This window comes from Pseudomonas serbica (assembly GCF_028823535.1).
Lineage (GTDB): Bacteria > Pseudomonadota > Gammaproteobacteria > Pseudomonadales > Pseudomonadaceae > Aquipseudomonas > Aquipseudomonas serbica.
This window is the reverse complement of sequence record NZ_JAQIYM010000006.1, coordinates 299,422-324,740: the sequence shown is the minus strand read 5'-3', so window position 1 is coordinate 324,740 and position 25,319 is coordinate 299,422. Positions and strand designations below refer to the sequence as shown.

Annotated in this window: 22 protein-coding genes; 14 read left to right on the top strand and 8 right to left on the bottom strand. The window is 61.9% G+C overall.

What is annotated here, in order from left to right; translation table 11 throughout:
- Position 1: 1 nt before the first annotated feature.
- Positions 2 to 751, bottom strand: a complete 750-nt coding sequence (locus tag NQL71_RS12250; RefSeq protein ID WP_046819686.1) for a methyltransferase domain-containing protein — start codon at positions 749 to 751, stop codon at positions 2 to 4.
- Entirely contained in the window at positions 751 to 1,053 is a 303-nt protein-coding gene (locus NQL71_RS12245; RefSeq protein WP_046819687.1) for a MazG-like family protein, read from the bottom strand. Before NQL71_RS12245 ends, NQL71_RS12250 begins: the two co-directional genes overlap by 1 nt.
- Positions 1,054 to 1,229: 176 nt before the next feature.
- Here NQL71_RS12245 and NQL71_RS12240 point away from each other — a divergent pair, with 176 nt between their 5' ends.
- Both NQL71_RS12240 and NQL71_RS12235 read left to right on the top strand, forming a co-directional pair.
- Positions 1,230 to 1,523 (top strand): hypothetical protein, encoded by a 294-nt coding sequence (locus tag NQL71_RS12240; protein WP_046819947.1) that lies wholly within the window; start codon positions 1,230 to 1,232, stop codon positions 1,521 to 1,523.
- A 69-nt stretch (positions 1,524 to 1,592) separates the two neighbouring features.
- On the top strand, positions 1,593 to 2,939 hold the full coding sequence (locus NQL71_RS12235; RefSeq protein ID WP_274642699.1) for an MATE family efflux transporter: 1,347 nt from the start codon (positions 1,593 to 1,595) through the stop codon (positions 2,937 to 2,939).
- 26 nt (positions 2,940 to 2,965) lie between these two features.
- On the opposite strand, the gene NQL71_RS12230 is transcribed toward NQL71_RS12235, so the two are convergent.
- The 6 genes from NQL71_RS12230 to NQL71_RS12205 all read right to left on the bottom strand — a co-directional run bounded on the left by NQL71_RS12230 (position 2,966) and on the right by NQL71_RS12205 (position 9,691).
- Positions 2,966 to 3,763 carry a DUF4123 domain-containing protein gene (locus NQL71_RS12230; RefSeq protein WP_274642698.1) on the bottom strand — a complete coding sequence of 266 codons (798 nt, stop codon included), beginning with the start codon at positions 3,761 to 3,763 and terminating at the stop codon, positions 2,966 to 2,968.
- Entirely contained in the window at positions 3,760 to 5,094 is a 1,335-nt protein-coding gene (locus tag NQL71_RS12225; RefSeq protein ID WP_274642697.1) for a type VI secretion system Vgr family protein, read from the bottom strand. Before NQL71_RS12225 ends, NQL71_RS12230 begins: the two co-directional genes overlap by 4 nt.
- A 231-nt stretch (positions 5,095 to 5,325) precedes the next feature.
- Positions 5,326 to 7,239, bottom strand: coding sequence for an arginine decarboxylase (gene speA / locus NQL71_RS12220; RefSeq protein WP_077185337.1), 1,914 nt, complete (start codon positions 7,237 to 7,239; stop codon positions 5,326 to 5,328).
- Positions 7,240 to 7,458: 219 nt separating this feature from the next.
- On the bottom strand, positions 7,459 to 7,830 hold the full coding sequence (locus tag NQL71_RS12215; protein WP_007914613.1) for a translation initiation factor Sui1: 372 nt from the start codon (positions 7,828 to 7,830) through the stop codon (positions 7,459 to 7,461).
- 220 nt (positions 7,831 to 8,050) lie between these two features.
- A complete protein-coding gene (locus NQL71_RS12210; RefSeq protein ID WP_046819692.1) occupies positions 8,051 to 8,620 on the bottom strand; it encodes an NUDIX hydrolase in 570 nt (189 codons plus the stop codon).
- A gap of 3 nt (positions 8,621 to 8,623) precedes the next feature.
- Positions 8,624 to 9,691, bottom strand: a complete 1,068-nt coding sequence (locus NQL71_RS12205; RefSeq protein ID WP_046819693.1) for a DUF2333 family protein — start codon at positions 9,689 to 9,691, stop codon at positions 8,624 to 8,626.
- Between the two features lie 411 nt (positions 9,692 to 10,102).
- On the opposite strand from NQL71_RS12205, the gene NQL71_RS12200 reads away from it, so the two are divergent.
- The 12 genes from NQL71_RS12200 (at position 10,103) to purD (ending at position 25,263) form a co-directional block, all read left to right on the top strand.
- Positions 10,103 to 11,773 (top strand): response regulator, encoded by a 1,671-nt coding sequence (locus NQL71_RS12200; RefSeq protein ID WP_274642696.1) that lies wholly within the window; start codon positions 10,103 to 10,105, stop codon positions 11,771 to 11,773.
- Positions 11,774 to 11,825: 52 nt separating this feature from the next.
- A complete protein-coding gene (locus NQL71_RS12195; RefSeq protein ID WP_274642695.1) occupies positions 11,826 to 13,772 on the top strand; it encodes a methyl-accepting chemotaxis protein in 1,947 nt (648 codons plus the stop codon).
- 172 nt (positions 13,773 to 13,944) lie between these two features.
- Positions 13,945 to 15,687, top strand: a complete 1,743-nt coding sequence (locus NQL71_RS12190) for a protein-disulfide reductase DsbD (protein WP_274642694.1) — start codon at positions 13,945 to 13,947, stop codon at positions 15,685 to 15,687.
- A gap of 132 nt (positions 15,688 to 15,819) precedes the next feature.
- A complete protein-coding gene (gene aroQ / locus NQL71_RS12185; RefSeq protein ID WP_020797556.1) occupies positions 15,820 to 16,272 on the top strand; it encodes a type II 3-dehydroquinate dehydratase in 453 nt (150 codons plus the stop codon).
- A 48-nt stretch (positions 16,273 to 16,320) separates the two neighbouring features.
- Positions 16,321 to 16,785 carry an acetyl-CoA carboxylase biotin carboxyl carrier protein gene (gene accB, locus NQL71_RS12180; RefSeq protein ID WP_034149717.1) on the top strand — a complete coding sequence of 155 codons (465 nt, stop codon included), beginning with the start codon at positions 16,321 to 16,323 and terminating at the stop codon, positions 16,783 to 16,785.
- A gap of 17 nt (positions 16,786 to 16,802) precedes the next feature.
- A complete protein-coding gene (accC, locus tag NQL71_RS12175; protein ID WP_046819697.1) occupies positions 16,803 to 18,161 on the top strand; it encodes an acetyl-CoA carboxylase biotin carboxylase subunit in 1,359 nt (452 codons plus the stop codon).
- A 286-nt stretch (positions 18,162 to 18,447) separates the two neighbouring features.
- Positions 18,448 to 19,326: a 50S ribosomal protein L11 methyltransferase gene (gene prmA, locus NQL71_RS12170; protein WP_046819698.1), complete on the top strand. Its 879-nt coding sequence runs from the start codon at positions 18,448 to 18,450 to the stop codon at positions 19,324 to 19,326.
- 30 nt (positions 19,327 to 19,356) lie between these two features.
- Complete coding sequence (locus tag NQL71_RS12165) at positions 19,357 to 20,616, top strand: DUF3426 domain-containing protein (RefSeq protein ID WP_046819699.1); 1,260 nt, start codon at positions 19,357 to 19,359, stop codon at positions 20,614 to 20,616.
- A 185-nt stretch (positions 20,617 to 20,801) separates the two neighbouring features.
- Entirely contained in the window at positions 20,802 to 21,812 is a 1,011-nt protein-coding gene (gene dusB, locus NQL71_RS12160; protein ID WP_046819700.1) for a tRNA dihydrouridine synthase DusB, read from the top strand.
- On the top strand, positions 21,809 to 22,129 hold the full coding sequence (gene fis / locus NQL71_RS12155; protein WP_046819701.1) for a DNA-binding transcriptional regulator Fis: 321 nt from the start codon (positions 21,809 to 21,811) through the stop codon (positions 22,127 to 22,129). Before dusB ends, fis begins: the two co-directional genes overlap by 4 nt.
- A gap of 82 nt (positions 22,130 to 22,211) precedes the next feature.
- Positions 22,212 to 23,819, top strand: coding sequence for a bifunctional phosphoribosylaminoimidazolecarboxamide formyltransferase/IMP cyclohydrolase (purH, locus tag NQL71_RS12150; RefSeq protein WP_046819702.1), 1,608 nt, complete (start codon positions 22,212 to 22,214; stop codon positions 23,817 to 23,819).
- Positions 23,820 to 23,970: 151 nt separating this feature from the next.
- Positions 23,971 to 25,263, top strand: coding sequence for a phosphoribosylamine--glycine ligase (gene purD / locus NQL71_RS12145; RefSeq protein ID WP_046819703.1), 1,293 nt, complete (start codon positions 23,971 to 23,973; stop codon positions 25,261 to 25,263).
- The last annotated feature ends 56 nt before the right edge of the window (positions 25,264 to 25,319 follow it).

The window sequence follows — 25,319 nt, the reverse complement described above, 5'->3', positions numbered from 1 at the left end:
ATCAGACCGGCCGACACATCCAGTGCAAATAACGTCCAAGCCCGGCAAAGGCTGGATGGCGACGGTGGGCCAGCTCCATCTCGAGCAGGTCCGACAGTTCGGCGCGGGCCTGGAACTCCACCGGCATGTAATCGTGAAAAACTCGCACGCCACTCTGGCTTTCGACCTGCCACAGCCCCTCAAGTTGCGCCGCCAGTTCCCGTGGGTCCAGCGGCTGTTGCGGGGTCAGGCTCTGCTTCTCGCCGGCCATGTCGTTCTTGCGCATCTTGCGGAAATGGCCCTTGAGCAAGTTGCGGTAAATCAGCGCATCGCGGTTGTAGAAGGCCAGGGATAGCCAGCCGTCGGCCTTGGTCAGCTGATGCAGCACCGGCAGGATCGCGTGCGGTTCGGCCAGCCATTCCAGCACGGCATGACACAGCACCAGGTCATAGGGTTCGGTGAGCTGGCCGAGCAGTTCCTGCCAGGGCGCCTGGATAAAGGTCGCACTCTGCCCGGCGTCGGCAAAGCGCTGGCGGGCGCCTTCGAGCATGGGTTCGGCGGGCTCGGCCAGGGTCACCTGGTGTCCACGCTGGGCCAGCCACAACGACATGTGGCCAAGGCCGGCGCCGATATCCAGGACCCGCAACGGGCGATCCGGCAGGGCTTCGGCCAGATCGGCCTGCAGCACCGCCAGGCGAATCGCGCCTTTGGCACCGCCGTAGATTTTTTCGGCGAAGCGTGTCGCCAGTTGATCGAAATGACGGTCACTCATCAGCCGAACCTCCGCTCGCTGTCCGCCAGCTTGCTGCGCACAACCTCATTCATGTCCAGGCCCAATTCGCTGCACAGCAACAGCAGATAGAGCACGATATCGCCAACTTCCTGCCCGGCATGGGCCAGCTTTTCGGCCGGCAGCTGCCGCGACTGGTCCTCGGTCAGCCACTGGAAAATCTCCACCAGCTCGGCCATTTCGACACTCGCGGCCATGGCCAGGTTTTTCGGGCTGTGAAATTGCCGCCAGTCATTGCGATCACGGATGGCGTGCAGGCGTTCGGTCAGTTCAACAAGGTTCATCGGGCTCTCCTGAAGGCGTATAGCTTCGGGGGGATGACGGGGGAAGGCAAGTGCCTGGCAGCGTTGTCGGTCTTTGCTCCATAATCATTCGATGGCGTGCTTCATGGCGCCTGAAAAAAAATGCGCGGCAAGTCGGGTCGCCGCACCGCAGCTCCAACAGACAGGACGTTCATTCCATGCAGGTAGAAGGTTTTTTCGAATGGCTTGGCCAGATCCTGGGGACAGCCATCCGTTTCATCGTTGATGCCCTCAGCGGTCTGTTCCAGCTGGTGAGTCGTGCCAGCAGCCATTTTGTCGAAGGCTTGTCCGAGGCGCTGGGCATGGACACATCGATCATCAGCATCATCACCCTGATCCTCGGGTTGATGCTGTTGTGGTCGGCGATCCGCGCGTTCATGAACGCCTCGATCATCATGGGGATCATCTGGTTGATGCTGGGGTTGTGGCTGCTCAGCTGGATCATGCACTGACACCCCCTGCAATGGAGCGCTGCAGATTCTGCAGGGCTCGCTACAATGCCTGCTCCCCAAGGAGCCTGCATGTCCAACCTGATCGCCGATTGGCGCGACCGTCCAACCCATCGTCGGGTCTGGGCGCTGGCCGCGCCAATGATTCTCTCGAACATTTCCGTACCGCTGGTGGCGCTGGTCGACAGCACCGTCATTGGACACTTGCCCCATGCCCATCAGTTGGGAGCCGTGGCGGTCGGGGCCAGTCTCTATACCTTCCTCGCCTGGGCCATGGGCTTTCTGCGCATGGGCTCCACCGGTTTTGCCGCCCAGGCCGCGGGGCGCGGAGATGGCGCGGCACTGCGGCAGATCCTGTTGCAGGGCCTGCTGCTCGCCATGGGGCTGGCGCTGGTGCTGGGTGCGCTGGGCGTGCCGCTGAGCGGGGCGGCGCTGCACTTCATGCAACCGTCGGCGGAACTGGACCAGATGACCCGCGAGTTTTTCCACACGCGGTTGTTCGGCCTGCCGGCGGCGCTGGCCAGCTACGCGCTGGTCGGCTGGTTCCTGGGCACGCAGAACGCTCGGGCGCCGCTGGTGATCCTGCTGAGCACCAACCTGGTCAACATCGCCCTTAACCTGTGGTTTGTCCTTGGCCTGGAGTGGGGGGTGGTGGGTGCGGCCCGGGCCTCGGTGATCGCCGAATGGACCGGTGCGCTGATCGGCCTGTTGCTGACCCGTCATGCCCTGCGCGCCTATCCCGGGCATATCGCCTGGGCCGCCCTGGCGCTCTGGCAGAGTTGGCGACCGCTGCTGGCGGTCAACCGCGACATTTTCATCCGCAGCCTGGCGCTGCAATCGGTGTTTTTCCTGATCACCGTGCAAGGCGCCCGCCTGGGTGATGCGACCGTTGCCGCCAATGCCCTGCTGCTCAACGGCCTGCTGCTGACCGCCCACGCGCTCGACGGCCTGGCCCATGCCGTGGAAGCCCTGTGCGGCCACGCCATCGGCGCGCGCGACCGGGATGCCCTGCGCCGCTCCCTGGTGGTGGCCTGCGGCTGGTCGTTGTTGGCGAGCCTGGGTTTCGCCGGCTTGTTCCTGTTTGCCGGGCACCTGTTCATCGAGATGCAGACCGACATCAGCAGCGTGCGCGACACCGCGTTCCTGTACCTGCCATACCTTGCCGTGTTGCCGCTGATCGCGGTCTGGAGCTACCTGCTCGACGGGCTGTTCATCGGCGCCACCCGGGCCAGGGAAATGCGTAACGGCATGCTGTTGACGGTGGCCTTGCTGGTGCCATTCGCCTGGGTGTTGCAGGGATATGGCAATCATGGCCTGTGGATCACCTTCCTGCTGTTCATGTTGCTGCGCAGCCTGACGCTCGGCCTGATTGCCTGGCGCCTGCGCCAGAATGATGGCTGGTTCGCCCGCGCTCACTGAAAGCCCTGGTGGTATAAAGCGCCGGCTCAGGGGGCGTCGTTCTGCCACAGATGGCGCAGGCTTTCGAGGCGTTCCTGTTGGGTATCCCCCGATAGTGGCTGCACCAGCCAGGCATCGGGGTATTGCAAGCGCAGCCACATCCAGCCATCAAGCACCGGGCGCTCGCTGAAACCCAATCCCAGGCCCTCTTCCAGATGGCCCCACACACGCATGAAATCCGTCCCCGTGGATTGACTCCAGCGCCAGGCATGCTGCTCGAGCAGGCAGGTCTGCAGTTTTTCCCGTTGCCGGGGGCTGAGATCTTCCTCGACTGCCAGAGGGCGCACGGCAAGCCCTGGGTTGAGCAACTGCTGCCAGCCCTGACAGCCGAGCGCACGGTCCGCCCAGGTCCCACCGAACCAGCGCAACTGGCTGATCGGCCCCAACCAGCGACTGAGCTCCTCGGCATCGCAGGCATCAAAAAAATAACTGGCGGTGTTCGGGTTGTAGTAACTCAACAAGGCGCGGTGATGCAGGTTGAAGGAGACGCTGAGCATGCGCCGCAGATGCGCCAGCAAGGTCGACGCCGACGCGTCGCTGAACACCAGCAAGCCGCGCCAGTATTGCCCGTCGACGCGGTACAGATCGACCAGGGCGGGGCAGGTCCGCAGATCAATGAGTATCGGCCCCAGCGCCTGCAATGCCTGCCATTCCGTGTCTTCGAACAGTCGGAACCGACGGGCGTGGGCAAACGTGTCGTGCAGGGGCACACCCGCCTGCGGCGCGCCTGGCATGTCCAGTAACAACCATTGCGGGCTCGCCTCGGACGCCTGTACCACAGTCATGCCGCACCGCTCTGGCCAAGGCGTGTCGCCGTGCGGCAGATGCAGGGCGTCTGCACGCAATGATTAAAACTGCCGCCACCGGGCAGCAGACACAACAACATCAGGGGCTCGCCCGACCCCAGCCACTGTTGCACGCCTTCAAGCGGGCAATCTTCGAAATCCGAAGTGGCGGACACCGCATCCGGCACCTCGACGGCTTCGACAGCTGCGAGGCCATGCAGAACACCGGTGATCAGCGGTTGGTCCGGATCACCTTCGGTAAAGCTCACCACCACCTCCGTGCCTTCAACCAACTGCGCGCTGCTTGCAACCTTCAATGGCGCAGCCAAGGGTAACCAGCAATGGCTGGGCGCCGCGCCTTCCCCCTGATAAAGCCAGTCAAACTGCACTGCCACCGGCCTCGATGGATCAGGTTGCGGCTCATCAACCTCTACCACCCACGCCCGCTGCAGGCCGTGCATCCTTGGCTTCACCGCCATGATCGGTGTTTCAAAGGGCATTACCCAGTGCTCGGCCCGCACCTTGTTGCTGTAGACCTGGCTTGCACCTTGGGCGCCTTGATGCTCGATATGGGTCAACAGCCACAGCTGATTCCATTCGGCAACCGGATGTCCGCACAGCGGCATGCACTGGCCGCTGCGCAGCGTTGTCAGGTCAGTGCCACACTCCACGCGCTGCGCCGCGCCGTCGATGCTGCGCTTGAACTCGAATCGACGCACGGCCGGTTGCCCTCCCGCCGCACGGAAGAACGCCGCTTCAGCGATCTGAAAATTCCCCAGGCCCTCGCCGAACACCACGCAATGCCTGCCAGCCTGGTGTTCAAAGTAATAATGCAGCCGCTCCTGGGCACACAAGCGCTGAACAAACTGCAGGTCCGATTCCTGGTATTGCGTACAGAAATCACGGGGCGGGTAATCGCCAGCCAGTTCAAAACGCCGATCCTGATCGACGATGCCATGCTCCCTGAGTACCTGCTCAAGCATTTGCGGCACCGAGCGGCCGCTGAAAATGCGCTGGCTGAAGCGTTGGGCAAGGCAGGCGAACTTCGGCCCCAGCCGCACCTGGCAAAGCCTGATTCCCAGGCCGTGATCGCGCTGGACCAGTTCATGCAACTGTCCATGAATGGCGTTTCCCGCCGGCCCGAAAAGCAAGGATGCCGAACGGTACAATAAGCTGGCGAGGTCGAGCGACGGGTCGTCGATCAGCAGGTCCACGTCGAACACGAAAGGCTCGCTGATGGATTCTCTACCGGCAAAGGACAGAACCTCGAAGGCGTTGGACAGACCTGCTACGTCCAGACGAAATGACGGCTCGTTGACTGGATCGACCATGGGCGTTTCTCTACAGGAGGGACAGCCGGGGATTCTCGCCGAGAGACATGGCCGAGTAGAGAGGCGAAATACAACTTAGGAAAAGGCCTACGCGAAAAGAGGACGAAATAACTTGGATAGCCGAGAAGCGGTCCATTTCGCTGAAAAAAAGAGAAGTGTCGCACCAGGTCATCTGAAATTTCCGACGCAAACGGTAAATTTTCAGACAACCTGATGAGAGCAGTGCTTACCTCAGGAAGACAGGTAAGACGAACGGGTCAGGCCCAGGCGCAGGGCATCGAGGAACTGGGTGCGCTCGCTGGCACTGATGCGGGCACTGGCGCACTTGTCGCGGTAGTGGGTCATCAGTTCTTCCGGCGACAAGTGCACATAGCGCAGCATGTCTTCGATGGTGTCGTGGGTCTCGATACCGGCGTGATAAATGCTGCCGTCGGCATTCTGGTAGATGTTCACCGAGTCGGTGTCACCGAACAGGTTGTGCATGTCGCCGAGAATTTCCTGGTAGGCACCGACCAGGAACACGCCCAGCAGGTAGTCCTCGCCCTCGTTCAAGGCGTGCACCGGCAGGCTGGTCTCGATGCTCTGCTCGTCGACGTACTGGTTGATCTTGCCGTCGGAGTCGCAGGTCAGGTCCTGCAGCACCGCGCGGCGCAGAGGCTCTTCGTCCAGGCGGTGCAGCGGGATGATCGGCAGTACCTGGTCGATGGCCCAGGTGTCCGGCAGGCTCTGGAACACCGAGAAGTTGCAGATGTACTTGTCGGCCAGCTTGTCGTTGAGTTCGTCCAGCACCTGGCGGTGGGAACGCTGACGCGCCTTCAACGAGTTGTGCAGGCGACGGCATACAGCGAAGTAGCATTGCTCGGCCAGGGCTTTTTCAGCCAGGGTCAGTTTGCCATCGGCGTACTGGGCGGCCACGTCGCTCATGTAGTGCGTGGCGCGCCAGTAGGTTTCGGTGACCATCTCGATGTCGGTCGGGCCAAGCAGGTCCACCAGCCACTGCACGGTTTCCGGCAGCGCTTCCTTGTTCTCGATCTGTGGCACGTCGTCGTTGTGTTTCTCGACGTCGGTTACCTGGATCACCAGCATGGCGTGGTGAGCGGTCAGGGAGCGGCCGCTTTCGGAGAAGATGTTCGGGTGCGGCAGGCTCTGCGCGTCGCAGAACTCCTTGAGCATCCCGACCACGACACCGGCGTAGTCGTCCATGTCGTAGTTGATCGAGCTGGCGTTACGCGAGTGCGTACCGTCGTAGTCCACGCCCAGGCCACCACCGACGTCGATGTGATCGACCGGCAGGCCGAGGTTGCGCAACTCGCCGTAGTAACGGATCGCTTCCTTGAAGCCATGCTGGTAGTCGGCGAGGTTGGCGATCTGCGAACCCATGTGGAAGTGCAACAGGCGAATGCCCTGGTCCAGGCCGGCCGCGCGGAAGCGCTCGACCACCGACAGCAGTTGTGCCGCCGACAGGCCGAACTTGGATTTCTCACCACCGGTGTCCGCCCACTTGGACGAAGCCAGGGACGACAGGCGCACCCGCAGGCCGACCTGTGGCTTGACCTTGAGCGAGGCGGCTTCTTCGATCACCAGGCCAACTTCGGACTCTTTCTCGATCACGATGAACACGTTGTGGCCAAGCTTCTGGCCCATCAATGCCAAACGAATGAACTCGCGGTCCTTGTAGCCGTTGCAGACAATGGTGCCGCCTTTGGGCGCCAGCGCCAGCACCGCCAGCAGCTCGGGCTTGGAGCCGGCTTCCAGGCCAATGGAGACGTTCTGGGTGGCGATGATGTTCTCGATCACCGCTTCTTGCTGGTTCACCTTGATCGGGTACAGCGCGGTGTACTTGCTCTGGTATTCCAGACGCTCGATGTTGGCGTCGAACGCACCGGTCAGCTGACGCACGCGGTCTTGCAGGATGTCCGGGAAACGTACCAGCAATGGCAAGGACAGGCCGCTCTTGCGCAACTGGTCGACTTGCTCGAACAGATCGATGGGTGAGCTGCTCGGACCGTTGGGACGAACTTCGACGCGACCGGCGTCATTGATCGCGAAATACCCGGCCCCCCAATGGCGAATCCCGTAAACACTGCGGCTGTCCGCAACTGTCCATTGGCTGCCATCGTCTTTGCGTGTGCGTCGTACGGACATTGAAGTCCCCTATAAAGAAGTCATAGTGCGTCGCCTGGATTCAGGCCGGCGCAGTCTAAAGAATGAAAATGACGGTTCGTCAACGAAGGGATAGACCTCGCTGACCGCAGTGAGTTTAGAAACCGGTCATGAACAGGCTCTGTGAAAACCATGGAGACGACGCCAGGTCTGCTGTCAGGCAGGTCTGGATCAAGCCGCGGGTGGTTTTCACAGAGGCTGCTAGCCGCCGGACTTCTTCGCCTTGAAACCGTGCTTGATCAGTTCAGCCAAGAGTAGCTCGACATGATCGCCCTGGATTTCAATGATCCCGTCTTTCAACGCTCCACCGGTGCCACAGCGCTTTTTCAGCGTCGTGGCCAGTTCCTTGAGCGCGTCTTCAGCCAAGGGCACGCCGGTGATGGTGGTCACCGTCTTGCCGCCACGGCCCTTGCTTTCGCGACGCACGCGAGCGATGCCGTCGCCGGCCGGGATAACGGTCTGTTTGCAGATGCAGGCGTCCACCGGTTTACTGCATTCCGGGCAATGACGACCTGCGTCGGTGGAAAATACCAGGCCACCAAGGGCGGCGAAGGATGCGGCTTTTTTGGCCACCGGCAATCCTCTTGGGAGGACAAAGACTGGTCGCGGCAACCTGGGCAGGTGCCATCGACCGCGAAGCCCCACTCAGGCAGGGGCAGCGCTACTGAAACGGTACAACCTGTGTAGGAGCGAGCAAGCTCGCTCCTACAAAAGAGCAATACCGGTTCAGTTTGAAAAGGTCGCGCAGTGTAACGGCAAAAACGCCGATTGCTAAGAGCCAATCGGCGCCAATTTATGCCTCTTTTGCGACGTCTTCGCCGCGGGCACGCAGATAGCGCTTCAAGGCGGCCAAAGAGTCCGGGCAGTAAGGCTTTTGCTCGATATCGCGCAGCACTTCTTCGATGGGCATGAAGCGCGCTTCCAGCACCTCTTCCGGTTGCAGCACCAGCGGACCATCCCACACTGCCGAAAACGCCGAACACCAGAGGCGATTGCCGGTGTCCTCGAAGAAAAAGTGGTCATGAACGGACAACTCCACCCCGCTCACACCCAGTTCCTCTTCAAGCTCCCGGGCCGCCGACTCGGCATAGGTTTCGCTGGCCAGCACCATGCCACCCGCCGCCACGTCCCAATAGCCCGGATAGATTGCCTTGCTCAGGGTGCGCCGGTGGACGCACAGCTCACCGGCGGAGTTGAACAACATGATGTAGGTGCCGCGCCCGATCAGCCCGCGCTCGCGCAGGTCGGAACGGACCAGGGCGCCGAGCAGGTTGTCCTGCTCGTCGACCCAAGCGATCTGCTCGGCATCCGAGGCCGCCCGATGGGCGGCTTCGCGCAGGCTATCGATGGGGCTATCGGCCATGGCTCAGCCCTGATTCAGCAGTTGACGCAAATCGATCACGGCGGCGTTGGCCCGGGAAATGTAGTTGGCCATCACCAGCGAGTGGTTGGCCAGCACGCCGAAGCCGCTGCCATTGAGGATCATCGGGCTCCAGACCGCTTCCTGCGACGCTTCCAGTTCACGAATGATCTGGCGCACGCTGACCGTGGCGTTCTTCTTGGCCAGCACATCGGCGAAGTCCACTTCGATGGCGCGCAGCAGGTGGGACAAGGCCCAGGCCTGGCCACGAGCTTCGTAGAACACGTTGTCGATCTGCAGCCATGGGGTTTCGACGATTTCTTCGTCGACCTGCGGCACCTGCCCTGGCGCGACGACTTCGGTTTTCAGCGCGGTGTTGAGCTTGACCCGGCCAACGCTGGCCGACAGGCGTTGCGACAGCGAACCCAGACGGGTACCGACATCGCCCAACCAATTGTTCAGGTTGTCGGCACGGGCATAGAACAGCGCGCTCTTCTGGTTCGGATCGGACAGCCGAGTCTGGTAGCGGGTCAGGGAGTTGATGCCTTCCTGGAACTCGGACTCACTGGAAGGCAGCACCCAGCTTTTATTGTCGAAGTTGAAACGCGGCTCGGCCTTGGCCAGGTCGGCGTCTTCGGTGGACTGCGACTGCGAACGGGCGAAGTCTTTACGCAGCGCACGGCTCAGGTCGCGCACCTGCACCAGCACGCCGTACTCCCAGCTCGGCATGTTGTCCATCCAAAGGCCCGGCGGCAGGCGGTCGTTGGAGATGTAGCCGCCGGGCTTGTTCAGCAGGGTACCGGCGACGCTCTTGAGGGTTTCCACCGTGGTATAGCCGACCACCATCTGCTTGCCGTCCCGTTCGGCGGCCAACTGCGCATTCTGCTGCACCGGAAACAGGTCAGGTTCCGCGCTCCAGTACCAACCCAGAGCAATCGTCACCAGCAGGTAGAGGCCAATCAGTGTGGCCAGCGCCCGGCTGAAAAACAGGCCGCCCAGATAACTGCGGGTAGCCGACTTCGGTTCAGCGGCACGTTCAGGCGCGCTACCGGCGCGGTTCTTCCAGTCCAGCATGGCGATATCCTTTCAATTACTTGAGTTCATCGATTCGACCACAACCATACAACAACGTGCCTTTGCCCGGCACCCGCCGTGGGCTCTACAGCGAAATTTATTCAATGGCTTCTAAGGGAATCCCCTAGCCCGACAAGGCCGAAAAGGCGCCCGCTTTGTGGCCATGGACAACCAGGCGCGGCAACCCTGCGTACCTGACGCCAACGACATCGGGACTCCACTCGAAACGGGCCGATGCCACGGCTGGCGGGACTCTCGCAGGAATTGACAGGCAATTGGCGACCGCCCGGTCAGAAGCCGGACAGAGTGATGCCAAAGATTATTAACGTACAAGAGTCATGTAACGGAAAAGAGATGCTAGCATAGAGCCACCAGTCGACCTCAGCTTGCCCCCTAACCAGTAGTCAGGATATGACCGAGCCCGAAGAGCCCAGCCGCGAGCGCCTCAAGCTCCATTTTGCCCAGCGGGTAATTCATCAAGCACGTCAGGTTCTTGAGATCTGGCAGCGCCTGCAGCGCAGTGAATGGTCGACCCGAGAACTGGCGGAACTGAGTGAGGCCAACCTGCGCTTGCTGCGTTTCGCCGAACGCTTCGAACAACCGGAACACAGCCAGCTGGCGCGTCAGATCGGCCAGTCCCTGGAGGCTGTCGACGCCAATCGCGGACGCCTGAGCAGCGGCCTGATCAACGACCTCAACCGGTTGATGCAACGCCTGTCCCGCACTGGCCTGCGCCAAGGCGATCAGCTCGACCAGACATTCCTGCCGCCCTTGCGCAAACCCATCTACGTGATGCTGCAGGATCATGACCGGGCCGAGCGACTGGCCAAGCAGCTGGAGTTTTTCGGGCTCAGCGCCCAGTCCCTGGAGAGCGTGTCGGCCTTCCGCTCTTCGATGGTCGAGCGCCTGCCCGCAGCAATCGTCATGGACGTCGACTTCAGTGGCCAAGGCGTCGGCCTGAAACTGGCGGCCGAAGCCCAGGAAGGTCTCGATCAGCGTTTGCCGCTGCTATTTTTCAGCCTGCATGAAACCGACACCCCGACCCGCCTCGCCGCCGTGCGCGCCGGCGGCCAGGAGTTCCTCACCGGCACCCTGGAAGCGTCGAGCCTGCTGGAAAAAATCGAGGTCCTGACCTGCGTTGCCCAGTACGAGCCCTATAAAGTGCTGATCATCGACGACTCGCGCGCCCAAGCCCTGCACACCGAGCGCCTGCTCAACAGCGCGGGGATCATCACCCGGACCCTGATCGAGCCGATCCAGGCCATGGCCGAACTGGCGGACTTTCAACCGGACCTGATCATCCTCGACATGTACATGCCGGCCTGCACCGGCACGGAACTGGCCAAGGTGATCCGCCATAACGACCGCTATGTCAGCGTGCCGATCATCTACCTGTCGGCCGAGGACGACCTCGACAAGCAACTCGACGCCATGAGCGAGGGCGGCGACGACTTCCTGACCAAACCCATCAAGCCCCGGCACCTGATCACCACCGTGCGCAACCGTGCGGCGCGAGCACGCAACCTCAAGGCGCGGATGGTGCGCGACAGCCTCACTGGCCTGTACAACCACACGCACATCCTGCAATTGCTCGAAGACTGCAGCTTTCGCGCGCGCCGCGAGGGCAAGCCGCTGAGTTTTGCGATGCTCGACATCGACCACTTCAAGCGCGTCAATGATAGCCACGGTCACCCCATGGGCGACCGGGTGATCAAGAGCCTGGCGCTGTTTCTCAAGCAACGCTTGCGCAAGACCGATTTTATCGGCCGCTACGGTGGCGAAGAGTTCGCCATCGTCATGCCCGACACCGACCTCGAATCGGCCGTCAAGGTACTCGACGAAATCCGTCAGCGCTTTGCCGAGATTCACTACCCCGCTCAACCCCAGGATCTATGGTGCACGTTCAGCGCCGGGGTGGTGGACCTGAGCGAACACTCCGACAGCCTGCTGATGGCCAGCCAGGCGGACGAGGCGCTGTACCGTGCCAAAGGCGCGGGACGCAACCGTGTACAAGCCGCCAGGGCGCCAAGGCAAAATGCCACTATTTCATCGGAAGAGACCGATACGGTCATAACCCTGTAACACAAACGCAATAACTTCAGGCACTTACCATTTCTGCCGTTGGTAGTCCCTGATGCGCCTGAAGCTGCTGACCAATCTCAACACCCTTCTTTTAGTTGCCGTGTGCGTAGCCTTGGGCGCCACACTCTGGTGGTCGCAAAAAGCCCTCGAACGCCCGTACCTGTTAATGGAGCGTTATCTGGGGTTGTCCCAGCAGTTCCAGAATGAAGTGGCGCGCAACATCGTGGATTACCTCGCCAGCGGCGATGCGTTGCGCTTGAGCAGCGCCAGCCAGGCCATCGACAACCTGCACGGGGAACTCGCCGAGTTGCCACCCGCCCTGGCTGAAACCTTGCGCCCGAGCCTGAACAACCTGGACGAATTCAGCAAAACCGATCTGCTGGCCGCCGGCAAGCTCGCGGGCGACCCACAGGCCCTGCTCGTGCAAGCCGAACGAGAGCTGGGCGCCAGCCTTGATCAACTCAGCCAGTACGCCAGTGGCAATGCGAGCTACCTGACGCCCCTTCTGATGGCCTCCCAGCACCTGGGCAAGCTGTCGCTGGCCCGGGACAAACTGGTCAGCAGCGGCCGCAGCGAACTGGCCGCCGATGCCGAGCGCGAAGTCACCAACATCCGCAGCCAGGCCGAACAACTGGACGCCCTGCCATTGTTGGGCGTGGCAGCCAGCAGCGAATCGAACACTGATGATTTCGCCGCGATGATGGGCCTGGAGAACACCGAGAAAGCCGCGGCCGAAGATGCCGGCGTGGGTTTCAAGCGTGAGCTCAACAGCCTGCTCGGCCGCTACCCGGCGGAACTGGCCCGCACTCGCGAGCAAATCCAGAAACGCGCCGAACTGAGCGCCGCGACGCACCTGAAAATCGCCGCCGTGCAACAGTCTATCGCCGGCCTGGAACCGGTGGTACGCGCCCAGCACGGGCAGATCCAGAGTGAAGTGCGGTTGATGCAAGGGGTGATGATCGGTCTGATTCTGCTGATCGCCCTGCTGATCGACACCCTGCAACGCAAACTCGCGCGCACCCTGACCAGACTCTCCCCGGCGCTGTCGACCTGGGCCGAAGGCGACTTCAGCCGTGACATTGAGTTGGGCAATACCAACCGCGAACTGCATGACATTGAAGCCTCGCTCAATCGTCTGCGCGCCTATCTGGTGGATCTGGTGGGGACCATTCGCCTCAATGCCGAGCAGGTTGCCGGCAGCAGTCGAACCCTGGCCGAACTGAGCAACGACCTGCACAGTGGCGCCGAGCATCAGGCCGGCGACACGGCAATGATCCGCGATTCCCTCGGCGAACTGGAAGCGACCATCCAGCAAGTTGCCGGCGATGCCAGCCAGGCCGCCGACGCCAGTCGCCATGCCGGCCAGGCGGTCGAACACGGCCAGAGAGTCATTGGCCTGAGCCTCACCGGCCTGCATGCGCTGGTGGGAGAAGTGCAGGGCAATGCGCAGATGATCGAGCACCTGGCCGAAGAGTCCGCGACCATCGGTGGCGTGCTGACGGTGATCCGCTCGATCGCCGACCAGACCAACCTGCTGGCCTTGAACGCTGCCATCGAAGCGGCCCGAGCCGGGGAAATGGGTCGCGGCTTTGCCGTAGTGGCCGAAGAGGTACGCTCACTGGCACAACGCACCGCCGGGGCGACGGCCGAGATCCAGACCCTGATCGCCGGCCTGCAGACCGCGGCGCGCCAATCGGTGGAAGGCATGCGCGCCCAGGTCGAACACGCCGAAGCCACCGCCAATCAGGCGCAGGCGGCGGATGGGGCGCTGGATAAAATCGTCGGGGCGATCCAGACCATTTCCGACACCGCGGTGCGTATCGCCGATGTTACCGCCCAGCAGAGCGGTGCTGTCAGCGAAATCCGCGATCACAGTGAGCGAATCCATCAATTGGGTGGGGATAACTTGCTGCGTATCGGCCAGGGGCGCGAGCAAGGGGAGAATCTGTTGGTATTGGGTGGAAGATTGCATACAGCCGTCCAGGCTTTCCGCGTCTGACAGGCCGCCATCGCGAGCAGGCTCGCTCCCACAGTGGATTGCGTCGTGCGCAAATCAAATGTGGGAGCGAGCCTGCTCGCGATGGCGTCAGTTCAATCACCACACATCCCAGGTTCTGCACACCGCATCACTGTCCGCTATCATCCCCCCAATTCCGATACGCGAGATCGTCATGCGCCGTTTGCTTTGCCTGCTGCTTTTAGTGCTCGCCCTGCCGGCCTCCGCCGCCGGGTTGCTGGAGAGTCGCCCCAGTTCGACCCTGGGCTCGATCAACAACAGCGCCGACTTCCTGCCGGTGCGCGAAGCCTTTCAGTTGAGCCTGGTAGACAGCACGCCGCAATCGATCAAACTGCGCTTCGTCGCTACCGAGGGCTATTACCTTTACCGGCACCGCTTCCAGTTCCGCGCAGACCTGGCCGATGTCAGCCTGGGCCCGGCGCAATTGCCCACGGGCGAACAGAAGCACGATTCGTACTTCGGCGATGTCGAGGTCTACCACGGCGTACTCGATGTAGAGCTGCCGCGCACCGATCAGCGTGCCTTCACGCTGGTCGTGACCTACCAGGGCTGCGCCGACAAAGGCCTGTGCTATCCACCGGAAACCGAGCGACTGAGCATTGACGGCAACGGCCCGACCACAGCACAGGCCTGGAGCTGGCGCGAACTGGCGCTGTTTTTCCTTGCTGGCGTGGGCCTGACCTTCACCCCGTGCGTACTGCCCATGCTGCCGATCCTTTCCGGCGTAGTATTGCGTGGCCAGGTCGGGGGTTGGCGTGGTTTCAATCTGTCGCTGGCCTATGTGCTGCCGATGGCCGCCTGTTTCGCTTTGCTGGGTGCGCTCATGGGATTGTTCGGCGCGCAGCTCAATCTGCAGGCACGCCTGCAATCGGCCTGGGTGCTGGTGCCGTTCGCGATGTTTTTTGCGTTGTTTGCCCTGGCGATGTTTGGCGTGTTCGAGCTCAAGTTGCCGCACGCCATCAGCAGCCGACTGGACCGCATTGCCGGCCGCACCGAAGGCGGTTCGCTATGGGGCGCTGCGGTATTGGGCGTGGTCTCCAGCCTGCTGGTTTCGCCTTGCGTCTCGGCGCCGCTGGCCGGTGCGCTGCTTTACATCAGCGCCAGCGGCGACGCACTGGGCGGTGGCCTGAAACTGTTCATGCTCGGCCTGGGCATGGGGGCACCGCTGTTGCTGGTGGCCACCGGCGGTGCCGCCTGGCTGCCGAAAAGCGGACCGTGGCTGATCTACGTGAAAAATGCGATTGGCGTCCTGTTGCTGGGGCTGGCGATCGGCCTGCTCAGTCGGGTCCTGCCGGGACAGATCACCTTGCTGCTGATCGGCCTGCTGGCTGCTGGCGTCGGGTTGTTCATGGGGGCACTGGAGTTCGTCTACAAACCGCCGCGCAAACGCCTGGGCCAATTGCTCGGGATGTTCCTGCTGTTTTATGCGCTGGCCTGCTGGTACGGCGCTTTCAGCGGCCAGACCGATCCGTTCAACCCGATCGGCCAGCCGCGCACGGTGGCTGGCAACGAGCCCACGCAAAACATCGGCGCCTGGCAAACCGTCAGCACCCCGGCCGACCTCGACCGTGTGCTCGCCGAAGCCCGGGCGTCCGGCACCCCGCTGCTGCTCGACTGGTACGCCGATTGGTGCATCAGCTGCAAAGTCATCGAACACCAGGTGCTCAAGGATGCGATCGTCGTCGAACGCCTGAAAGGCTATCGGTTGATCCGCTTCGACATCACTGCCAGTAATGCCGAACAACGCGCCCTGCTGGATCGTTACCAACTGTTCGGCCCTCCGGCGCTGATGTTTTTCGGCACGGACGGAGTCGAGCGTGTCGATCTTCGGGTGATCGGCGAAATCAAGGCGGCGGACTTCGCCGAACGTGTCGCCAGGGCGAATGACCGGATTTAATCACGCGGTCATATATTTCGCGCAAACATCGGTCATCGTGCTGGCTATTGCAGAGAACTGGACAGTCACAAAGGCTTTGCGGCATAGTCGCCGGGTTCTGACAAATGCACACGGATAACCAAGGAACAGCCGATGGCCACGCTACTCGTACTGCACGGACCCAACCTGAACTTGCTCGGTACCCGCGAACCGGGCACCTATGGCGCCACGACGCTGGCGCAGATCAACCAGGACCTGGAACGCCGCGCCCGTGAAGCCGGCCACCATTTGCTGCACCTGCAAAGCAATGCCGAGTACGAATTGATCGACCGCATCCATGCCGCCCGCAGCGAAGGCGTGGACTTCATTCTGATCAACCCAGCAGCTTTTACGCATACAAGTGTCGCATTACGTGACGCGCTGCTGGCGGTGAGCATCCCATTCATCGAAGTGCATTTGTCTAACGTGCACAAACGCGAACCTTTCCGCCATCACTCTTACTTCTCCGATGTAGCGGTGGGAGTGATCTGCGGCCTTGGCGCCAGCGGTTACCGACTGGCCCTGGAGGCCGCCCTAGAGCAGCTTGAAAGACCGGCAACAGCTTGAACAACAAGCGTTAAACGCCCCTGACCGACCCTTGGGAGTTGATGATTCATGGATATCCGTAAAGTTAAGAAACTGATCGAATTGCTGGAAGAGTCCGGCATCGACGAGCTCGAGATCAAGGAAGGCGAAGAGTCCGTACGCATCAGCCGTCATAGCAAGACCCCGGCCCAGCAGTACTACGCACCGGCTCCTATGCCTGCTCCGGCTGCCGCGCCTGTCGCTGCCGCCGCTCCGGCTGCCGCTGCCGCTCCTGCAGCTCCGGCCGCTCCAGTGTTGAACGGCACCGTTGCCCGTTCGCCAATGGTCGGTACGTTCTACCGCAAGTCTTCGCCAACCTCGCCGTCCTTCGTGGAAGTCGGCCAGACCGTGAAGAAAGGCGACACCCTGTGCATCGTTGAAGCCATGAAGATGATGAACCACATCGAAGCTGAAACCAGCGGTGTGATCGAATCCATCCTCGTCGAAGACGGCCAGCCGGTTGAGTACGACCAACCGCTGTTCACCATCGTTTGAACCGCGGAGAGCCTTTGATGACTGCGAAGTTGGAAAAAGTTCTGATCGCCAACCGCGGTGAGATCGCACTGCGGATTCTGCGCGCCTGCAAAGAGATGGGCATCAAGACCGTCGCCGTTTATTCCAAGGCTGACAAGGAACTGATGCACTTGGGCCTGGCAGACGAGTCCGTCTGCATCGGTCCGGCATCGGCCGCCCACTCTTACCTGCACATCCCGGCCATCATCGCCGCGGCCGAAGTGACGGGCGCTACCGCCATTCACCCAGGCTACGGTTTCCTCGCGGAAAACGCCGACTTCGCCGAACAGGTCGAGAACTCCGGCTTCGCCTTCATCGGCCCGAAAGCTGAAACCATCCGCCTGATGGGCGACAAGGTTTCGGCCAAGCACGCGATGATCGCCGCTGGCGTTCCAACCGTTCCGGGTTCCGACGGCCCGCTGCCGGAAGACGAAGAAACCGCTCTGCGCATCGGTCGCGAAGTGGGCTACCCGGTGATCATCAAGGCCGCTGGCGGCGGTGGTGGTCGCGGCATGCGCGTCGTGCACAAGGAAGAAGACCTGATTTCCTCGGCGAAACTGACCCGCTCCGAAGCGGGCGCAGCGTTCGGCAACCCGATGGTCTATCTGGAAAAATTCCTGACCAACCCGCGCCACGTGGAAGTCCAGGTGCTTTCCGACGGCCAGGGCCAAGCCATCCATCTGGGTGACCGCGACTGCTCGCTGCAACGTCGCCACCAGAAGGTTCTTGAAGAAGCGCCGGCACCCGGCATCGACGAAGAGGCTCGCCAGGAAGTTCTGGCACGCTGCGTCAAGGCGTGTATCGACATCGGTTACCGTGGTGCAGGTACTTTCGAGTTCCTGTACGAGAACGGTCGCTTCTACTTCATCGAGATGAACACTCGTGTCCAGGTAGAGCACCCGGTTTCGGAAATGGTCACCGGCATCGACATCGTCAAGGAGATGCTCAGCATCGCCGCCGGCAACAAGCTGTCGTTCACCCAGGATGACGTAGTCATCCGCGGTCACGCGCTGGAATGCCGGATCAACGCTGAAGACCCGAAGACCTTCATGCCAAGCCCGGGCACGGTCAAGCACTTCCACGCTCCAGGCGGCAACGGCGTTCGCGTCGATTCGCACCTGTACAGTGGTTATGCCGTTCCGCCGAACTACGACTCGCTGATCGGCAAGCTGATCACCTACGGGGCAACCCGTGACGAAGCCATGGCGCGCATGCGCAATGCGCTGGACGAGATCGTGGTCGACGGGATCAAGACCAACATCCCGCTGCACCGCGACCTGACCCGCGACGAAGGCTTCTGCAAAGGGGGCGTGAACATTCACTACCTCGAGCACAAGCTGGCTGGCGAGAAGCACTAAGCTTCGACCCTGCCTGACAAAGCCGCCTTCGGGCGGCTTTGTTGTTTCTGGACATTTCACCCGAACCACAGCCCCCCCCCTGTGGGAGCGGGCTTGCTCGCGAAAGCGGTGGGTCAGTCGGCATCCATTTTGGATGTGCCACCGCATTCGCGAGCAAGCCCGCTCCCACCGGGTATGCACTGATGCTCAAACCAAGCCACTCCCACAAACCCTTCGCGCTCGCGTAAACTTGCGCGCTTCTCGCAGCCCGCTAGGCTGCAATCAATATTTTTCAAAGGTGCCCGCCATGCCTTGGCTGCAAGTACGCCTCGCCATCAGCCCAGAACAAGCCGAAACCTACGAAGACGCTTTCCTTGAAGTGGGCGCCGTGTCGGTGACCTTCATGGACGCCGAAGATCAGCCGATCTTCGAGCCGGAACTCAACACCACGCCCCTGTGGTCGCACACCCACCTGCTGGCACTGTTCGAAGGAGGCACCGAGCCCGGCCCGGTACTGGCCCACCTTGAACTGCTGACTGGAAGCCCGCTGCCCGAACATCACAGTGAAGTGATCGAAGACCAGGACTGGGAACGCAGCTGGATGGACAATTTCCAGCCTATGCGCTTCGGTCAGCGCCTGTGGATCGTGCCGAGCTGGCACGCAGCTCCCGAGCCAGATGCAGTGAACCTGTTGCTGGATCCGGGCCTGGCGTTCGGCACCGGCACACACCCGACCACCGCACTGTGCCTGGAATGGCTCGACGGCCAGGACCTCAAGGGCTGCAATGTGCTGGATTTCGGCTGCGGCTCGGGGATTCTGGCCATTGCCGCCCTGCTGCTGGGCGCCAAGGAAGCCGTGGGCACCGATATCGACGTGCAGGCGCTGGAAGCCTCCCGTGATAACGCCGGGCGCAATAACATCGCCGAGCACCTGTTCCCGTTGTATCTGCCGCAAGACCTGCCGCAGGTTCAGGCCGATGTGCTGGTGGCCAACATTCTCGCCGGCCCGCTGGTTTCCCTGGCGCCGCAGCTGTCGGGCCTGGTCAAGCCGGGCGGTCGCCTGGCGCTGTCGGGGATCCTCGCCGAGCAAGGCGATGAAGTGGCCGCGGCCTACGCCAAGGACTTCGATCTGGATCCGATCGCCAATCGCGATGGCTGGGTGCGCATCACTGGCCGTCGGCGCTAGAATGAGCGCCTGCATCTACCGGATCGCCGCATGACCGACAGCTTCGTCACCCAGTGCCCACATTGCCAAACCAGCTTTCGCGTCAGCCATGCCCAATTGAGCGTGGCCCGCGGGGTTGTTCGCTGTGGTTCCTGCCTGCAGGTGTTCAACGCCGCCAAGCAGCTGCTGGAGCAGGCCGGCAAGGAAGCACCCGTGCCGACGCCGGCACCCCGGGAGACCGTCGAACCGCCTCCGCCGCGCGCCATCAGCCAAAAGCAATGGAGCGCCGCCGAGCTGGACCTGGACAGCCTCGACCTGGACGAAGAGCTTGCCCGGCTTGAACAGCGGGAGATCCAGCCGACCACCGAGTTCGGCCGGCACCGCGAAGACACGCTCAGCGCTCGTCGCGATAGCGCCGAGCACGACGAAGCTCCCTGGCCCGACAGCCTGTTCAGCGAATCGGCTGCCGATCGCGCCCAGGCGGCCGACACACTGGAAACGCTGGAAGCACTCGACGCGCTCGATACTCCAGAGCCACCGGAGCCACCGAGCGAGCCAAGCAAACCCTCGCGCACCGAACCGTCGCTATCTCTGGAACCGGTGGACCTGGATGATGAACCGCAGCCCCCGCAGCTGCGCTTGAACGATCCGCTCGATACCCCGACGCATCACCCACGCCTGACGGCGACCGAAGAGATCGACGACGAACTGCCTTCGATCGAGCCGCCGCGCAAGCGTCGCGAACGCAGCGAGCCTGGGGTCCGCGCAGAAGTGCTGCAGGACCTGACCGACGACCCATTGCAACTGGATTGGCAAAAACGCCGTTCGCCATGGGGTCGTCGCCTGTTCTGGCTGTTGTTGATCCTGCTGGGTGCAGGCGCACTCGTCGGGCAGTACGTCGCCTATCATTTCGACGAACTGGCGCGCCAGGACCAGTACCGCCCCTGGTTCCAGCAACTGTGCCCGCAAATCGGCTGCACGGTGCCTTCCAAGGTCGACATCGCAAAAATCAAGAGCAGCAACCTGGTGGTTCGCAGTCACCCGGAGTTCAGCGGCGCCCTGGTCGTCGATGCGATCATCTACAACCGCGCCACGTTCTCGCAGCCCTTCCCGCTGCTGGAGCTGCGCTTTGCCGACCTCAACGGCCACCTGATCGCCAGCCGCCGCTTCAAACCCGGCGAGTACCTCAACGGCGATCTCGAAGGCCGGGTGGAAATGCCTCCGCAAACGCCCATCCACATCGCCCTGGACATCCTCGACCCTGGCGCCAAGGCGGTGAACTACAGCCTGAGCTTCCACTCGCCCGAATGAATCGATTCACTGTTCGGTAATTGACGACAGCTTCCTGACTTTGCCTGCCCGGACCAAACCGCTGGCGATAACAGAATAACTGTTCAGATTTTGTTCAATTCAGCCTTTATCCAGTCATCGAGAGCGGGTATCATGCCAACCCTTTTTCGAACTCTCATGATCCGGCCCCACAACAGGGAAGTCCTATGTCGGCGGTACGCATCGGTCCATACACATTACACAACGGCTTGATTCTCGCCCCGATGGCGGGCGTCACCGACCAACCCTTTCGTCAGCTGTGCAAGCGATTGGGCGCGGGGCTAGTAGTCTCGGAAATGGTCACCAGCGACATGAGTTTGTGGAACACCCGCAAGTCACGCATGCGCATGATCCACGAAGGTGATCCCGAGCCACGCTCGGTGCAGATCGCCGGTGGTGACGCACAGATGCTGGCGGATGCGGCCCGGGCCAACGTCGAACTGGGTGCACAGATTATTGATATCAACATGGGCTGCCCGGCCAAGAAGGTCTGCAACAAAGCCGCCGGCTCCGCACTGTTGAAGGATGAAGCATTGGTAACCGAGATCCTGCAGGCCGTCGTGGCTGCGGTCGATGTGCCGGTTACCCTGAAGATCCGTACCGGCTGGGACCGGGACAACAAGAACGGCCTGACGGTGGCGAAAATCGCCGAGCAGGCAGGCATAACGGCGCTGGCAGTACATGGCCGCACCCGTGCCGACCTGTACACCGGCGAAGCCGAGTACGACACCATCGCCGCGATCAAGCAGGCGGTGTCGATGCCGGTCTTTGCCAACGGCGATATCGATTCACCAGAAAAGGCCCGGTACGTGCTCGACGCGACCGGTGCCGACGGCCTGTTGGTGGGCCGGGCTGCCCAGGGGCGGCCATGGATTTTTCGCGAGATCGACCATTTCCTGCGCACCGGCGAGAAGCTCCCGGCGCTGGACCTGATCGAGGTGGAACGCATCCTGCTAGAGCATCTTGCTGCACTGCACGCCTTCTATGGAGACGTGATGGGCGTACGCATCGCTCGAAAGCATGTGGGCTGGTATCTCGCAACCTTGCCGGGCGCCAGGGAGTTTCGCGCCCACTTCAATCGTTTGGAAGATACGGAAGCACAATGCGCCAACGTCCAGGGATTCTTTGCCGGACGTTTCAAGAGCCTGACAGGGGACGCAAAAGGGGTGGCCGCATGACGATGATGACCGAGACTTTAGTGAGTGGAACTGCACCCGTGAGCGACAACGTGAATTTGAAACAGCACCTCAATACGCCAAGCGAAGAAGGCCAGACCCTTCGCGGGAGTGTCGAGAAGGCGCTGCACAATTATTTCGCCCACCTAGAGGGCGCTGCCGTCACGGACGTGTACAACCTGGTGCTCTCCGAAGTCGAGGCTCCCCTGCTCGAGTGCGTGATGAACTACGTCAAGGGCAACCAGACCAAGGCCAGCGAGATGCTCGGACTGAACCGGGGCACGCTGCGCAAGAAACTCAAGCAGTACGATTTGCTGTAAGCATTCAATCAAACCAGAAAGGCGCCCGCGTAACACCGGTCGCCTTTTTTGCTGACTTCCTTTGCTTTTGATGGAAATTGAGATGACCGACCAGACTACCCGCCTGCCGATCCGCCGCGCCTTGATCAGCGTTTCCGACAAGACCGGGATCCTCGAATTCGCCAAGGAGCTTGAAGCCCTGGGTGTCGAGATCCTCTCCACCGGCGGAACGTTCAAGCTGCTGCGGGACAACGGCGTTGCCGCAGTGGAAGTCGCGGATTACACCGGCTTCGCCGAAATGATGGACGGTCGGGTAAAAACCCTGCACCCGAAAATCCACGGCGGGATCCTCGGTCGTCGCGGTATCGACGACGCCATCATGAACGAGCACGGCATCAAGCCGATCGACCTGGTAGCGGTCAACCTGTACCCGTTCGAAGCCACCATCAACAAGCCTGGCTGCGACCTGCCGACCGCCATCGAGAACATCGACATCGGCGGCCCGACCATGGTTCGTTCGGCAGCCAAGAACCACAAGGACGTGGCCATCGTGGTCAACGCCAGCGACTACGCCAGCGTCCTGGAAAACCTCAAGGCCGGCGGCCTGACCTACGCCCAGCGTTTCGACCTGATGCTCAAGGCCTTCGAACACACTGCCGCCTACGACGGCATGATCGCCAACTACATGGGCACCGTGAACCAGGCTGCCGAGACCCTCAGCACAGAAGGTCGCAGCGAATTCCCGCGCACCTTCAACAGCCAGTTCATCAAGGCCCAGGAAATGCGCTACGGCGAGAACCCGCACCAGAGCGCGGCGTTCTACGTGGAAGCCAAGCCTGCCGAAGTCGGCATCGCCACCGCGACCCAGCTGCAAGGCAAGGAACTGTCGTACAACAACGTGGCCGACACCGATGCCGCGCTGGAATGCGTGAAGAGCTTCGTCAAGCCGGCCTGCGTGATCGTCAAGCACGCCAACCCGTGCGGCGTGGCCGTTAGCCCGGACGCCGAAGGTGGCATCCGCAAGGCCTACGACCTGGCCTACGCCACTGACACCGAATCCGCGTTCGGCGGCATCATTGCCTTCAACCGCGAACTGGACGCCGAGACCGCCAAGGCCATCGTCGAGCGTCAGTTCGTCGAAGTGATCATTGCCCCGTCGGTCAGCGAAGAAGCCCGCGCCATTGTCGCGGCCAAGGCCAACGTACGCCTGCTGGCCTGCGGCGAGTGGTCGGCGGATCGCGCCGCTGCCTGGGATTACAAGCGCGTCAACGGTGGCCTGCTGGTGCAGAGCCGCGATATCGGCATGATCGGCGCCGATGACCTGAAGGTCGTGACCAAGCGCGCACCGACCGAGCAGGAAATCAACGACCTGATCTTCGCCTGGAAAGTCGCCAAGTACGTGAAGTCCAACGCCATCGTCTACGCCAAGAACCGTCAGACCATCGGTGTCGGCGCGGGCCAGATGAGCCGCGTGAACTCCGCGCGTATCGCCGCGATCAAGGCCGAGCATGCTGGCTTGCAGGTAGCCGGCTCGGTGATGGCATCCGACGCTTTCTTCCCGTTCCGCGACGGTCTGGACAATGCGGCCAAGGTTGGCATCACCGCGGTGATCCAGCCAGGCGGCTCGATGCGTGATGCTGAAGTGATTGCTGCGGCGGATGAAGCCGGCATCGCCATGGTCTTTACTGGCATGCGCCACTTCCGTCACTGATTTCTTTGCTTGATCGTACCCACGCTCTGCGTGGGCACGCAGCCCGGGACGCTCCGCGTCCCTCGGACGCGGAGCGTCCGCTGAGGCATTCCCGCGCAGAGCGTGGGAACGATCAGTCCCCACAGAATTAGCGTCATCCGAGGTTTTTGAAATGAATGTCTTGATCATTGGCAGCGGTGGCCGTGAACACGCCCTGGCCTGGAAAGTAGCCCAGGATCCACGCGTGCAGAAAGTGTTCGTGGCACCGGGCAACGCCGGCACCGCCATCGAAGCCAAGTGCGAGAACGTCGCCATCGACGTGCTGGCCCTTGAGCAGCTCGCAGACTTTGCCGAGAAAAACGTTTCCCTGACCATTGTTGGCCCGGAAGTGCCGCTGGTCGCCGGCGTGGTCGACCTGTTCCGCTCCCGTGGCCTGGACTGCTTCGGTCCGACCGCCGGCGCCGCTCAGCTTGAAGGTTCGAAAGCCTTCACCAAGGACTTCCTGGCTCGCCACAAGATCCCGACCGCCGACTACCAGAACTTCACCGAGATCGAGCCAGCCCTGGCTTATCTGCGTGAAAAAGGCGCACCGATCGTGATCAAGGCCGACGGCCTGGCTGCCGGTAAAGGCGTGATCGTTGCCATGACCCTGGCCGAAGCCGAGGACGCGGTGCGCGACATGCTCGCCGGCAATGCGTTCGGCGATGCCGGTTCGCGCGTGGTTATCGAAGAGTTCCTCGATGGCGAAGAAGCCAGCTTCATCGTCATGGTCGACGGCAAGAACGTCTTGCCAATGGCCACCAGCCAGGACCACAAGCGCGTCGGCGACGGCGACACTGGCCCGAACACAGGCGGCATGGGTGCCTACTCCCCTGCCCCGGTGGTGACCAGCGAAGTACACCAACGCGTCATGGACCTGGTGATCTGGCCGACCGTGCGCGGCATGGCCGAGGAAGGCAATGTCTACACGGGCTTCCTGTATGCCGGCCTGATGATCGACAAGGCTGGCAATCCAAAAGTCATCGAATTCAACTGCCGTTTCGGTGACCCGGAGACCCAGCCCGTGATGCTGCGCTTGCAGTCGAGCCTGGTACTGCTGGTCGAAGCAGCCCTGGCGCAGGCGCTGGACAAGGTCGAAGCGCAATGGGATCCACGTCCGAGCGTCGGTATCGTCCTGGCGGCAGGCGGCTATCCTGGTGACTACACCAAGGGTGTGGCCATCACTGGCCTGGATGCAGCCGCGGCACTGGAAGGCAAAGTCTTCCACGCAGGTACCGCGCTCAAGGACGGTCAAGTCGTGACCGCCGGTGGCCGGGTGCTCTGCGCCACGGCCATGGGTGCCAGCGTCGATGCCGCCCAACAGCAGGCTTACAAACTGGCGGCAAAGATCGATTGGCAAGGCTGTTTCTATCGCAAGGACATTGGCTACCGCGCCATTGCCCGCGAGCGTGGCGAACAGGAATAAGCAACATTGCGACAGGCAGGGGCTTGCAGCCCTTGCCTGGCTATTGCGGCGCCGCG

Excerpts from the sequence above, each read along its gene's own strand:
- NQL71_RS12195 (WP_274642695.1), top strand. The coding sequence starts at position 11,826 with ATGCGCCTGAAGCTGCTGACCAATCTCAACACCCTTCTTTTAGTTGCC.
- purH (WP_046819702.1), top strand. The coding sequence starts at position 22,212 with ATGACCGACCAGACTACCCGCCTGCCGATCCGCCGCGCCTTGATCAGC.
- NQL71_RS12190 (WP_274642694.1), top strand. The coding sequence starts at position 13,945 with ATGCGCCGTTTGCTTTGCCTGCTGCTTTTAGTGCTCGCCCTGCCGGCC.
- aroQ (WP_020797556.1), top strand. The coding sequence starts at position 15,820 with ATGGCCACGCTACTCGTACTGCACGGACCCAACCTGAACTTGCTCGGT.
- NQL71_RS12205 (WP_046819693.1), bottom strand. The coding sequence starts at position 9,691 with ATGCTGGACTGGAAGAACCGCGCCGGTAGCGCGCCTGAACGTGCCGCT.
- speA (WP_077185337.1), bottom strand. The coding sequence starts at position 7,239 with ATGTCCGTACGACGCACACGCAAAGACGATGGCAGCCAATGGACAGTT.
- NQL71_RS12230 (WP_274642698.1), bottom strand. The coding sequence starts at position 3,763 with ATGACTGTGGTACAGGCGTCCGAGGCGAGCCCGCAATGGTTGTTACTG.
- NQL71_RS12200 (WP_274642696.1), top strand. The coding sequence starts at position 10,103 with ATGACCGAGCCCGAAGAGCCCAGCCGCGAGCGCCTCAAGCTCCATTTT.
- NQL71_RS12210 (WP_046819692.1), bottom strand. The coding sequence starts at position 8,620 with ATGGCCGATAGCCCCATCGATAGCCTGCGCGAAGCCGCCCATCGGGCG.
- NQL71_RS12225 (WP_274642697.1), bottom strand. The coding sequence starts at position 5,094 with ATGGTCGATCCAGTCAACGAGCCGTCATTTCGTCTGGACGTAGCAGGT.
- purD (WP_046819703.1), top strand. The coding sequence starts at position 23,971 with ATGAATGTCTTGATCATTGGCAGCGGTGGCCGTGAACACGCCCTGGCC.
- NQL71_RS12245 (WP_046819687.1), bottom strand. The coding sequence starts at position 1,053 with ATGAACCTTGTTGAACTGACCGAACGCCTGCACGCCATCCGTGATCGC.
- accB (WP_034149717.1), top strand. The coding sequence starts at position 16,321 with ATGGATATCCGTAAAGTTAAGAAACTGATCGAATTGCTGGAAGAGTCC.
- NQL71_RS12250 (WP_046819686.1), bottom strand. The coding sequence starts at position 751 with ATGAGTGACCGTCATTTCGATCAACTGGCGACACGCTTCGCCGAAAAA.
- fis (WP_046819701.1), top strand. The coding sequence starts at position 21,809 with ATGACGATGATGACCGAGACTTTAGTGAGTGGAACTGCACCCGTGAGC.
- prmA (WP_046819698.1), top strand. The coding sequence starts at position 18,448 with ATGCCTTGGCTGCAAGTACGCCTCGCCATCAGCCCAGAACAAGCCGAA.
- NQL71_RS12240 (WP_046819947.1), top strand. The coding sequence starts at position 1,230 with ATGCAGGTAGAAGGTTTTTTCGAATGGCTTGGCCAGATCCTGGGGACA.
- accC (WP_046819697.1), top strand. The coding sequence starts at position 16,803 with ATGACTGCGAAGTTGGAAAAAGTTCTGATCGCCAACCGCGGTGAGATC.
- NQL71_RS12235 (WP_274642699.1), top strand. The coding sequence starts at position 1,593 with ATGTCCAACCTGATCGCCGATTGGCGCGACCGTCCAACCCATCGTCGG.
- dusB (WP_046819700.1), top strand. The coding sequence starts at position 20,802 with ATGTCGGCGGTACGCATCGGTCCATACACATTACACAACGGCTTGATT.
- NQL71_RS12165 (WP_046819699.1), top strand. The coding sequence starts at position 19,357 with ATGACCGACAGCTTCGTCACCCAGTGCCCACATTGCCAAACCAGCTTT.